We start from the raw sequence: 11,834 nt of genomic DNA, 5'->3' as shown, positions 1-11,834 counted from the left end.
GCGGCCGTGTTCACGGCCCGGTCCGCCGGGTCCGGTGCGCGCTGACCCGCCGCCACATCGCCCGCTGGACCTTGAGCGTCCCGGTTCCGACCAGGATCAGTACGGCGATGTTGAGCAGCAGCTGGAACAGAGACCCCAGGGCCTCGTCCCAGCTGGCGAACGCACAGGAGACCCCGATGTCGGCCGCCGCCGGAATCGTCGTCACCGAGATGAAGACGCCGAGCAGTGCGCTGGTGCGGGCCTCGGTCAGCGAGACGATGCCCACGACCGCGGCGAGCACGGCCACCACCGCCGAGAAGAAGTTGGGTGTGTTGATCAGGTTCGACACGGGCCTGAGGCCGAGTTCGAAGGCGCGCGGCTGGAGGGCGAAGCCGCGGACGAACAGGGCGAACAGGAAGGTCGCCGCCACGGCCAGCAGGAAGCCCCCGCACAGCGCCGCGAGGCCCTCCCGGACGGGGGGCCGGGAGCGGTGGTCGATGCCCAGGGCCACGCTGGTGACGGCCGCGTACTCCGGACCGACCACCATGGCCGCGACGATGAGGATCTGCGAGTTGGTGATGATGCCGACCGCGCCGATGACACCGGCGATGGCCATGAAGAGGTAGAAGCTCGGCGGATAGCGTCCCTCGGCCCGGATCCGGGCCTCCACCTGCTCCCACACCGGCACGCGCAGCCGCGACCCGAGGACCTCGGCCCCGGCTCTGGCCGCGTGGTCGGAGAAGGCCGTGTCGATCGGGTCGAGGACGATGGACCCCCGCCGTTCCAGTCCGAGGTCGCGCAGCCCGCGCAGCACCTCGTTGGCGACTCCGGTCAGGACGTCGCACACGATGGCGTCGCCGTCGGGGTTCCGTACGCTGTCGGGCCGCAGGGAGAGGTTGAGGACACACGGCTGGGCGCTCAACAGGGCCATGACGCTTCCCGTGAGGTCCGGCGGGCTGACGGCCCGGACGTGCAGCATGTCCAAGCGAATCTCCGCGGGTCAGAGGGGAGCGCACGGGTGCGTCGGGCACGGACGGGGCCGCCCGTCCATTAACGCGGCGGCCCGGGAGCTCGGCAAATCGGGTGCGGCCGCCGCGCGGCTCGGCGCGCGCGGGCCGCCGGGGTGCCCGATCGTGAGGACATGGGTACGTCCGACGGGATGACCGAGGCCGGCTTCCGCTCGCTCTACCGTGAACTGCGCCGGGCGGCCCCCGGTGGGGCCGGGCCCCGGGGGGCCCTGGCCACCCTCACCCCCGCGCGGACGCTGGCCGCGCTCCGCGAGGTGCGCTCCGGCCGCACGGTCTCGCTCGCCGCGCCCGTGAACACGCACGAGGCACCGGACAACGCCGAACCGGCGCAGCACCGGCTCACGGCGCCCGTCGGCGGCGCCCCGGACCCGGGCGGCCTGCAGTTCGCCCGGGACCGCATCGCCATGAACGTCCACGGCGACGTCGACAGCCACATCGACGCCCTGTGCCACGTCATCTACGAGGGCACCCTGTACGGCGGCGTCCCCGCCGCGGACGTGCTCTCCCCGGACGGCGCCGCGGCCCTCTCCATCGACCTGGCCCGCGACGGCATCGTGGGCCGCGGAGTGCTCCTGGACATCCCGCGCCTGCACGGCACCCGCTGGCTCGAACCGGGAACGCACGTGAGCGCGGAGGACCTGGCCGCCGCCGAAGCGCGGCAGGGGGTGCGGGTGGGCGCGGGCGACATCCTCCTCGTACGCGTCGGGCACCGGCGGCGGCGCCGGGAGCTCGGCGCCTGGGACGCGGCCGGCGCGCGGGCCGGACTGCACCCGACCGCCCTGCGCTTCCTGGCCGACCGCCACGTGGCCGTGCTCGGCAGCGACGGCAACAACGACACGGCTCCCAGCGCCGCGCGGGGCGTCGCCTTCCCGGTACACGTACTGGCCATCCACGCCATGGGGCTGCACCTGCTCGACTACCTGCAGTTCGAGGAGCTGGCCCCCTTGTGCGAGCGGGAGGGCCGGTGGTCGTTCGTCTGCGTGATCGCGCCGCTACGGCTGCCCGCGGCGACCGGTTCCCCCGTCAACCCCCTCGCGATCCTGTGACCTGCCGGGCGCCCGGGCGCTGCGGCCCGCCCGAGTCGCTGGGCATGCCCGCCGGAGCTACGTTGTAGGTGCTGGATGCACCCCAACTCACCCGACAGGAGCAGATCCGTGCTCCGGGGAGGTGGCCCGCATGCCCGAGGCGCGGGAGTACGACGTCATCATCATCGGTACGGGGGCCGGCGGCGGCACCCTGGCCCATCGTCTGGCGCCCACCGGAAAGCGGATCCTGCTGCTCGAACGCGGCGGCTACCTGCCGCGTGAACGGGACAACTGGGACTCGACCGAGGTCTTCGTCAAAGGGAAGTACCGCGCACCGGAGTTCTGGTACGACAAGAACGGAGACCGCTTCCCGCCCGAGGTGAACTACTACGTCGGCGGGAACACCAAGTTCTACGGCGCCGCGCTCTTCCGCCTGCGCCCCGAGGACTTCGGCGAACTCCGCCACCACGACGGCATCTCCCCCGCCTGGCCGCTGGACTACGGCGACCTGGAGCCGTACTACACGCAGGCCGAGCACCTCTACCTCGTCCACGGGCGGCACGGCGAGGACCCCACCGAGGGCCCGGCGAGCGCCCAGTACGCCCATCCGCCGGTACAACACGAGCCGCGCATCCAGCAGTTGAGCGACGACCTGGAGAAGCGGGGACTGCACCCCTTCCACCTGCCCATCGGAGTGAACCTCCTCCAGGACGACCAGGGGCGGGCGGCGCACGGCAGTGCCTGCATCCGCTGCGACCGCGTCGACGGCTTCCCCTGCCTGGTCGGGGCGAAGTCGGACGCCCAGGTCATCTGCGTGGACCCGGCGCTGGAACACCCCAACGTCGAACTGGTCACGCACGCCGACGTGCGCCGGCTGGAGACGGACCCCACCGGACGGAGCGTCACCTCGGTCGTCGCGGAACTGGGCGACGGCTCGACCGTCCGCTTCGCCGCCGCCGTCGTGGTGGTGGCCTGCGGGGCCGTCAACTCCGCGGTACTGCTGCTGCGTTCGGCCGACGACCGGCACCCGCGGGGGCTGGCCAACAGCTCGGACACGGTGGGCCGGCACTACATGCGGCACAACAACCTGGCCCTGATGGCGGTCTCCAAGGAACCGAACGGCACCAGGTTCCAGAAGACGCTGGCACTGCACGACTGGTACCTGGGCAGCGACGACTGGGACTTCCCCCTCGGGGGCATCCAGATGCTCGGCAAGTCCGACTCCGAGCAGATCCACGGCGAGGCGCCCCGCTGGGCCGGAGCCGTCACCCCGGACATGCCCTTCGAGGTACTCGCCCACCACGCGGTCGACTTCTGGCTGTGCGGCGAGGACCTGCCGGACCCGGACAACCGCGTCACCCTCGACGGGGACGGCGCGATCCACCTCGCCCTCGACGAGAAGAACAACACCGCCGGTCTGAAGCGGCTGCGGCACAAACTGCAGGGCATGCTCGGCCACCTCGGCATGCACGAGCACCATCTGCTGTCGCACAGCATCTACCTGCACAAGGGCATGCCCATCGGCGCCACGGCGCACCAGGCCGGCACCGTCCGCTTCGGACGCGACCCGCAGAGCTCCGCCCTCGACGTCAACTGCAAGGCCCACGACCTCGACAACCTCTACGTGGTCGACACGAGCTTCTTCCCGAGCATCGGGGCGGTCAACCCCTCGCTGACGGCCATCGCCAACGCCCTGCGCGTCGGGGACCACCTCGCCGAGCGCCTGCAATGACATGACCGGGACCCGGGCCGAACACCGCTGAGGCGTCCCGAGGAGGAGAACCATGGACCGCTACCCGCCCATCGCCGACCACGGACTCGTGGGGGACCTGCAGACCGCGGCCCTGGTGTCGTCGAGGGGGGTGATCGACTGGTTCGCGGCCCCGCGATTCGACTCCCCCAGCATCTTCGCCTCCCTGCTCGACCACGACGGGGGCGGGCACTTCCTGCTCGCGCCGGAACAGGAAGAAGGGACGTGGAAACAGCTCTACTACCCGGACACCGCGGTCGTGGTGACCCGCTTCATGTCCCCCGACGGCGTGGGCGAGACCGTCGACTACATGCCGGTCCACCGGGGTCTCACGGCGTCCGACCGGCACACCCTGGTCCGGGTGATCCGCGCGGTACGCGGCACCGTGCGCTTCTCCCTCGAATGCCGCCCCCGCTTCGACTACGCGCGGACACCGCACCAACTCGACCTGACGGAAGGCCGGGCGACCTTCCGGGCGCCCGGGGCGACCGCGTTCCTCCAGGCCACCTTCCCGCTCGAACGGGACGGCCAGGACGTCCGCGCCTCGATCACGCTCACCACGGGCCAGGCGGAGGCGGCGGTGTTCACCACCGACAGGGAGGGAAGCGCGACGCCGCCACCACAGCCGGAGCGCGACAGGATCACCGAGGAACTGTGGGAACAGGTCGACTACTGGCAGACGTGGGTGCGCACCTCGCACTACCACGGCCGCTGGGCGGAGATGGTGTACCGCTCGGCCATCACCCTCAAGCTGCTCACCTACGCCCCCTCCGGTGCCCCGGTCGCCGCCGCCACCATGGGTCTTCCCGAGCAGGTCGGCGGCGAGCGCAACTGGGACTACCGCTACACCTGGGTGCGGGACGGATCCCTGTCGGTACGGGCCCTGCTCGACCTCGGATTCGCGGAGGAGGCGGCCCGCTTCACCCACTGGCTCGGCGACCGTCTGCGCGCCCACGAGGGTCCGGACGGGGAGCCCCTGCAGATCATGTACCGCGTCGACGGTGACCCGCACCTGACGGAGGAGGTCCTGGAGCACTTCGAGGGCTACCGGGGTTCGTACCCCGTGCGCGCCGGCAACGCGGCCATGGACCAGTTGCAGCTCGACATCTACGGCGAGGCGCTGTACGCCCTGTCCGAGGGCCACGCGGTCGCCGTGCAGGCCGACTACCACGGCTGGAAGGCCCTCGCCCGGACCCTGGACTGGCTCGCCGATTCCTGGGACCGGCCCGACGAGGGAATCTGGGAGACCCGCGGCGGCCGGCAGGACTTCACCTACAGCCGTGTGATGTGCTGGGCGGCGTTCGACCGCGGCCTCAAGCTCGCCACCGATTTCAGCCGGCCGGCCGACACCGCCCTGTGGACGAAGGCCCGTGACGACATCCTCGAACAGGTCATGGAACGCGGCTGGAGCGAGAAGGAGCAGTCCTTGGTCCAGCACTACGGCAGCCACGTCCTGGACGCCTCGCTCCTGCTGATCCCCCGGGTCGGGTTCCTCGCGCCGAGGAGCGCCAGCTGGCTGTCCACCCTCGACGCCATGGACCGCGTCCTGGTGTCCGACAGCCTCGTCTACCGGTACGATCCGGCGGCCTCTCCCGACGGACTGCGCGGCTCGGAAGGGACGTTCAGCCTCTGCACGTTCCTCTACGTCGACGCCCTCACCCGTGCCGGACGGCTGCCGCAGGCCCGCTACACCTTCGAGAAGATGCACACGTACGCCAACCACGTCGGTCTGTTCGCCGAGGAGATCGGCCCCAGCGGCGAGCAACTCGGAAACTTCCCGCAGGCCTTCACCCACCTCTCGCTCATCATGGCCGCGACCACCCTCAACGACGCGCTCGACGCCGTCCGGCGCTGAACCCGCGTCCCGCCCCGCCGTGCGCGGCGGCCTGGCCCCGGGGGACCGGGCTGCTCTACCGTCGCCACCGGGGCCCCGGCCCGCGGGCTCACCGGTCGACCGATCAGGAGACACGCATGCGGATGCTGCTCAACAGTCCCGGGACCGTCGTCGCCGACGCGCTGCGCGGGATGGCGGCCGCCCATCCCGAGCTGGACGTCGACGTCGAGCGGCGGGTCGTCGTACGGCGGAACGCGCGGGACGGGGGCCGGGTCGGGCTGGTGTCCGGGGGCGGGTCGGGGCACGAACCGCTGCACGCCGGGTTCGTGGGGTACGGGATGCTGTCGGCGGCGTGCCCGGGGGAGGTGTTCACCTCGCCCGTGCCCGACCAGGTGCTGCGGGCGGCGGCGGCCGTGGACTCCGGGCAGGGGGTGCTGTTCGTCGTCAAGAACTACACGGGGGACGTGCTGAACTTCGAGATGGCCGCCGAACTCGCCGAGGAGGACGGCCTGCGGGTCGAGCGCGTACTGGTCGACGACGACGTGGCCGTCACCGACAGCCTGTACACGGCCGGGCGGCGCGGCACCGGGGCGACCCTGTTCGTCGAGAAGATCGCCGGCGCGGCCGCCGAGGAGGGCGCCCCGCTGGAGCGGGTCGCGGACCTCGCCCGGCGGGTCAACGCGGCCTCGCGGAGCTTCGGGGTGGCGCTCGGCGCGTGCACGACGCCGGCGAAGGGCAGCCCGACCTTCGACCTGCCCGACGGGGAACTGGAGCTGGGGGTCGGCATCCACGGCGAGCCGGGCCGGGAGCGGCGGCCCATGATGACGGCGCGGGAGATCGCGGAGGTCGCGGTGGGCGCCGTGCTGGAGGACCTGGCGCAGGTGGGTCCGGCGGACGGGCCGGTGCTGGCGCTCGTCAACGGGACGGGGGCGACGCCGCTGCTGGAGCTGTACGGCTTCCACGCGGAGGTGGCGCGGGTGCTGGCGGAGCGCGGTGTGCCGGTGGCGCGGACCCTGGTCGGCAACTACGTCACGTCCCTGGACATGGCGGGATGTTCGGTGACGCTGTGCCGCGCGGACGAGGAGCTGCTGCGGCTGTGGGACGCGCCGGTGCGGACGGCGGCGCTGCGGTGGGGGTGCTGAGAGGATGCCCGAGACGGAGAGGAGCCTTCCCGTGCGTGACGCGCAATTCTTCCGGCGTTGGATGACGGTGGCCGCGGCGGCGGTGGAACGCGAGGCGGACCGGCTGACCGAGCTCGACTCCCCCATCGGGGACGCCGATCACGGCAGCAATCTGCTGCGCGGGTTCACGGCGGTACGGGCGGCCCTGGAGGCGGACTCCGCCGCGAGCCCCGGGGCGGTGCTGACCCTGGCCGGGCGGACCCTGATCTCGACGGTCGGCGGGGCCTCGGGCCCGCTGTACGGGACGCTCCTGCGCCGCACGGGCAAGGAGCTCGGCGAGGCCGCCGAGGTCTCCGACGACGCGCTGCGCAAGGCCCTGTACGCCGGGGTGGGCGCGGTGGCCCAGCTCGGCGGGGCGGCGCCGGGGGACAAGACGATGCTGGACGCGCTGGTCCCGGCGGTGGCGGAGCTCGGCACCTCGTACCGGGCGGCGGCGGACGCGGCGGAGAACGGGGCGCGGGCGACGGTCCCCATGCTGGCCCGCAAGGGGCGGGCGAGCTACCTCGGTGAGCGCAGCATCGGGCACCAGGACCCGGGGGCGACCTCGGCGGCCCTGCTGCTCGGCGCGCTCGCGGACGTGGCGGAGGCATCGTGAGCGGGCCGGTGGTCGGGATCGTGCTGGTGTCGCACAGCGCGCGGGTCGCGGAGTCCGTCGCGGAGCTGGCGCGCGGCCTGGCGGCGGGCGGCCCGGTCGCCGCGGTGGCCGCCGCGGGCGGCACCCCGGACGGCGGCCTGGGCACGGACGCGGACCGCATCGCGGCGGCTGCGCGCGAGGTGGACGCCGGCGCGGGGGTCGCGCTGCTCGCGGACCTGGGCAGTGCGGTGCTGACGATCAAGGCGCTGCTGGTGGAGGACGAACTCCCGCCGGACGCCCGGCTGCTGGACGCGCCCTTCCTGGAGGGAGCGGTGGCCGCGGTGGTGGCGGCCTCCGCGGGCGCCCCCCTGGACGCGGTGGCGGCGGCGGCCGAGGAGGCGTACACGTACCGCAAGACCTGACCCCCGGGCGGGGGCCGGGCCCGGGGCCCCGTCCCGTCAGCGGCCGCGGCCGCCGCCGCGCAGGGATTCGATCTCGCGGCGGTCGCGCTTGGTCGGACGGCCCGTACCGCGGTCGCGGACGCCGACCACCTCCGCCTCGATGCGCGTCGGCGCCGGCGGGCTGTTGTCGACGAAGCACTCGGCGGCCACGGGCGCACCCACCCGCTTGGTCACCGGCCGCTTGACCACGACGATGCGCTCGCGCCCCGCGTGGAACAGCCGTACCTCGTCCCCCGCCCGCACCACCTGTGCCGGCTTCGCGCGCTCGCCGTTCACCTTCACGTGCCCCGCCCGGCAGGCGGTCGCCGCCACCGAGCGGGTCTTCGTCAGACGGACCGACCAGATCCAGGCGTCCACCCGGGCGGATCCCGTGGCCCCCGCGGTTCCCGCGCCCGTTCCCGTTGCTTCATCAGCCATGCCGGAACTCTAGCCAGCCGGGCCGCCCCGAGCGGAACACGTATGGGCGGAATCACCAAGGGCCATGGCATCTGCCATGTGTATCCACCCAAGGGAATTGCAAATGCGGGACACGTGCCCCTACCTTGTCGCACATGCAGTCCTACACCATCGGACAGGCGGCGCGCCTGCTGGGCGTCAGCCCGGACACCGCCCGCCGCTGGGCCGACGCCGGACGTGTCGCGACCCATCGCGACGACGCCGGACGGCGACTGATCGACGGCCGCGACCTGGCCGCGTTCTCCGTGGCCGTGGGACAAGGTGCCCACGCCGAGGACGAGGAGCCCTACACCTCGGCGCGCAACGCGTTCCCCGGCATCGTCACCGCCGTCAAGCTCGGAGACGTGGCCGCCCAGGTCGAGATCCAGGCAGGTCCCCACCGCCTGGTCTCCCTGCTCACCCGTGAGGCCGTCGAGGAGCTCGGACTGGAGGTCGGCATGCAGGCCACCGCCCGCGTGAAGTCGACCAGCGTGCACATCGACCGCACCTGAGCCTCCGGCACCAGCACACGTACGTTCCCACCCGCTCCGCCCGTCACCGGCGCGGGTCACCACCGCGCGGAACCGGCACCCGGCCGGCCGCCGACCCGACCGAGGAGCACCAGCTCATGTCCCCGATCCTGAACCGCCGCAGCGCCTTCGCCGCCGCGCTCACCGCCGCCCTCCTCGTACCCGCGCTGGCCGCCTGCGGCAGCAGCGACAAGAAGGACACGGGCGCCGCGGCGTCCCCCTCGGCCGGCGCCTCCACCTCCGCCGAGCCGAAGGCCGCGAACCTCACCGTCCTCGCCGCGTCCTCGCTCACCGACGTCTTCAAGACCGCGGGTGCCGCGTACGAGAAGGCGCATCCCGGCACGAAGGTCACCTTCTCCTTCGCCGGCTCCCAGGAGCTCGCCGCCCAGGTCAAGCAGGGCGCCCCGGCCGACGCGCTGGTCACCGCCGACACCAAGACCATGGACGGTCTGAAGGCCGAGACCGACGACCCCGCGATCATCGCCAAGAACCGCCTGGTCATCGCCGCCGGCAAGGGCAACCCGTTCAAGGTCGACGAGCTGAAGGACCTGGCCGACACCAAGATCAAGGTCGTGCTCGCCGCGCCCGAGGTCCCGGTCGGCCGCTACAGCAAGCAGATCCTCGACGCCCAGAAGATCGAGGTGAAGCCGGTCTCCCAGGAGGCCAACGTGCGCGCCGTGCTGAGCAAGGTCGAGCTCGGCGAGGCCGACGCCGGCCTCGTCTACAAGACCGACACCATCAAGTCCGGTGACAAGGTCTCCGTCGTGGACATCCCGGACGCCGAGAACGCCGTGGCCTCCTACCCGGCCGCCACCCTCAAGTCGTCCAAGAACGCCGAGGCCGCCGCCGCGTTCGTGGCCTGGCTGAGCACCCCCGAGGCGCAGAAGATCCTCCAGGACGCGGGCTTCCAGAAGGCGTAACCGCCGCCGCGACCGCGGGGATCGAGAGGGACTGCCTGGTCCGGGGGGACAGGCGGTCCCTTTCGCCGTGTCCCGCCCGGCCCGCGCCGAACGCCGCGGGTACCCGCCTTCCCCCTACGCTTCAGCCAGGAACCCACATGAGCAGACACCTCGCCCGCACCCGCACCCGGCCCCCCGTGACCCTGGCGCTGCCCGCGCTGCTCGCCGTCGCCTTCCTGCTGCTCCCCCTCATCGGCATCCTCAGCCGCACCGCGTGGGGCGAGGTCGGCGCGCACCTCAGCAGCCCGGGCGTGGTGCAGGCGCTGCGCCTGTCGCTCTTCGTGTCCCTGTGGGCGCTGGGCCTCTCGCTGCTCCTCGGCGTGCCGCTGGCCTGGCTGCTGGCCCGGGTCCCGTTCAAGGGGAAGGCGTTCGTCCGCTCGCTGGTGCTGCTGCCGATGGTGCTGCCGCCGACCGTCGGCGGTGTGGCGCTGCTGCTGGGTTTCGGCCGGCGCGGACTGCTCGGGCCCTGGCTGGAGGGCACGTTCGGGATCACGCTGCCGTTCCACACGTCAGGGGCCGTCGTCGCGGCCACCTTCGTCGCGATGCCCTTCCTCGTCATCAGCCTGGAGGGCGCGCTCGGCGGCCTCAAGCAGAGCTACGAGGAGACCGCCGCCTCCCTCGGCGCCTCGCCGGTCCGGGTGTTCTTCACCGTGACCCTGCCGATGGTGGCGCCCGGCCTGATCGCGGGCGCCGCGCTGACCTGGGCCCGCGCGCTCGGCGAGTTCGGCGCCACCATCACCTTCGCGGGCAACCTGCCCGGCACCACCCAGACCCTGCCGCTCCAGGTGTACCTGCTGCTCCAGGACGAGCCGGAGGCCGCCACCTCGGTCTCGCTGCTGCTGCTCGTGATCGCCATGGCCGTACTGATCGCCCTGCGCGGCCGCTGGACGGGCACCCCGGTCGCCGCGCGGTCCGCCGGTGCCCCGGCGACGGCGACGGACGGGGCGGAGGCCGCGGCCGCCGAGGCCGAGCGGGCACCGGGCGCCCCGCTGCCGGCGGCCGAGGTCCCGGCCGCCCCCCAGGACACCGGCCACTGGCCGCTGCACGCCACCGTCACCGGTTTCAACGAGCTCACCCTGGACGCCGGTCCCGGCACCACCATCGCCGTCGTCGGCGAGAACGGCGCCGGCAAGACCACGCTGCTGCGCGCCCTGCTCGGGCTGACTCCGCGCGCCCACGCCGAACTCCGGCTCGGCGACGCCGACGTCACCGCGCTGCCCCCGCACAAGCGACAGGTGGCTTGGGTCCCGCAGGACGGCGCCCTGTTCCCGCACCTGAGCGCGCTGGCCAACACCGCGTACGGGCTGCGCGCCCGCCGGGTGCCGCGCGCCGAGGCCCGCCGCGAGGCGCAGCTGTGGCTGGACCGGCTCGGCGTCGGCCACCTCGCCGCCCGCAGGCCCGCGCAGCTGTCCGGCGGCCAGGCCCAGCGGGTGGCGCTGGCCCGCGCGCTGGCCGCGCGGCCCCGCCTGCTGCTGCTCGACGAACCGCTCGCGGCCCTCGACCAGACCACGCGGGCCCGGGTCCGGCACACCCTGCGCACCCACCTGGCCGGCTTCGGCGGGGTCTGCCTGATCGTCACGCACGACCCGGTCGAGGCGGTCTCGCTCGCCGACCGGGTCCTCGTACTCGCCGACGGGCGCACCCTCCAGGACGCCCCGCCGGCCGAGGTCACCCGCCATCCCCGCTCCCCCTGGGTGGCACGGATGCTCGGCCGCAACGCCTGGCCCGGCACCGCGTCGGCCGACGGCTTCGCGCTCCCCTCCGGAGGGCGTCTGGTGACGGCGGAGACCCTGCCCGAGGGGTCCCGGGCGCTGGCGATCATCGGCCCGGAGGCGGTGTCCGTACACCGCGACCGCCCGGCCGGCAGTCCGCGCAACGTCTGGCAGGGCTCCGTACGGGAGATCACCGCGGTCGGCAGCCGGCTGCGCGTGCTCGTCGGCTCGGCCGAAGCGCCCGACCTGGTCGCGGAGATCACCCCGGAGGCGGCGGCCGAACTGGGCCTGGTCGACGGCTCGAAGGTGTGGACCAGCGTGAAGGCGACCGAGGTCACGCTCGTCGAGCTCTAGGCCGGCCTTTCG

11 protein-coding genes are annotated in these 11,834 nt (G+C 73.3%); 9 read left to right on the top strand and 2 right to left on the bottom strand.

Features of this window, described 5'->3' with window-relative positions; all coding sequences use genetic code 11:
- Positions 1–10: 10 nt before the first annotated feature.
- Positions 11–964, bottom strand: a complete 954-nt coding sequence (locus CP980_RS29560; RefSeq protein ID WP_150529465.1) for a DUF389 domain-containing protein — start codon at positions 962–964, stop codon at positions 11–13.
- A 156-nt stretch (positions 965–1,120) separates the two neighbouring features.
- Here CP980_RS29560 and CP980_RS29555 point away from each other — a divergent pair, with 156 nt between their 5' ends.
- From CP980_RS29555 to CP980_RS29530, 6 genes are all read left to right on the top strand, one after another.
- Positions 1,121–2,053: a cyclase family protein gene (locus CP980_RS29555; protein ID WP_229906987.1), complete on the top strand. Its 933-nt coding sequence runs from the start codon at positions 1,121–1,123 to the stop codon at positions 2,051–2,053.
- 130 nt (positions 2,054–2,183) lie between these two features.
- Positions 2,184–3,764, top strand: coding sequence for a GMC oxidoreductase (locus CP980_RS29550; RefSeq protein ID WP_150529464.1), 1,581 nt, complete (start codon positions 2,184–2,186; stop codon positions 3,762–3,764).
- Between the two features lie 52 nt (positions 3,765–3,816).
- Positions 3,817–5,637 (top strand): glycoside hydrolase family 15 protein, encoded by a 1,821-nt coding sequence (locus CP980_RS29545; protein WP_150529463.1) that lies wholly within the window; start codon positions 3,817–3,819, stop codon positions 5,635–5,637.
- A gap of 116 nt (positions 5,638–5,753) precedes the next feature.
- Positions 5,754–6,758 carry a dihydroxyacetone kinase subunit DhaK gene (dhaK, locus tag CP980_RS29540; protein WP_150529462.1) on the top strand — a complete coding sequence of 335 codons (1,005 nt, stop codon included), beginning with the start codon at positions 5,754–5,756 and terminating at the stop codon, positions 6,756–6,758.
- Between the two features lie 31 nt (positions 6,759–6,789).
- A complete protein-coding gene (dhaL, locus tag CP980_RS29535) occupies positions 6,790–7,392 on the top strand; it encodes a dihydroxyacetone kinase subunit DhaL (RefSeq protein WP_132758880.1) in 603 nt (200 codons plus the stop codon).
- Positions 7,389–7,793, top strand: a complete 405-nt coding sequence (locus CP980_RS29530) for a PTS-dependent dihydroxyacetone kinase phosphotransferase subunit DhaM (protein ID WP_132758879.1) — start codon at positions 7,389–7,391, stop codon at positions 7,791–7,793. Before dhaL ends, CP980_RS29530 begins: the two co-directional genes overlap by 4 nt.
- A gap of 36 nt (positions 7,794–7,829) precedes the next feature.
- On the opposite strand, the gene CP980_RS29525 is transcribed toward CP980_RS29530, so the two are convergent.
- Positions 7,830–8,249 carry an RNA-binding S4 domain-containing protein gene (locus tag CP980_RS29525; protein ID WP_099894104.1) on the bottom strand — a complete coding sequence of 140 codons (420 nt, stop codon included), beginning with the start codon at positions 8,247–8,249 and terminating at the stop codon, positions 7,830–7,832.
- 134 nt (positions 8,250–8,383) lie between these two features.
- Between CP980_RS29525 and CP980_RS29520 the strand changes: the two genes are divergently transcribed.
- The 3 genes from CP980_RS29520 to CP980_RS29510 all read left to right on the top strand — a co-directional run bounded on the left by CP980_RS29520 (position 8,384) and on the right by CP980_RS29510 (position 11,822).
- On the top strand, positions 8,384–8,779 hold the full coding sequence (locus CP980_RS29520) for a TOBE domain-containing protein (protein WP_053692665.1): 396 nt from the start codon (positions 8,384–8,386) through the stop codon (positions 8,777–8,779).
- Between the two features lie 116 nt (positions 8,780–8,895).
- On the top strand, positions 8,896–9,717 hold the full coding sequence (gene modA / locus CP980_RS29515; protein ID WP_150529461.1) for a molybdate ABC transporter substrate-binding protein: 822 nt from the start codon (positions 8,896–8,898) through the stop codon (positions 9,715–9,717).
- Positions 9,718–9,854: 137 nt separating this feature from the next.
- A complete protein-coding gene (locus CP980_RS29510) occupies positions 9,855–11,822 on the top strand; it encodes an ABC transporter permease (RefSeq protein WP_150529460.1) in 1,968 nt (655 codons plus the stop codon).
- Positions 11,823–11,834 lie beyond the last annotated feature (12 nt).

This window comes from Streptomyces vinaceus (genome assembly GCF_008704935.1).
Taxonomy (GTDB): Bacteria; Actinomycetota; Actinomycetes; order Streptomycetales; family Streptomycetaceae; genus Streptomyces; species Streptomyces vinaceus.
This window is presented reverse-complemented; position numbering and strand designations above follow the sequence as displayed.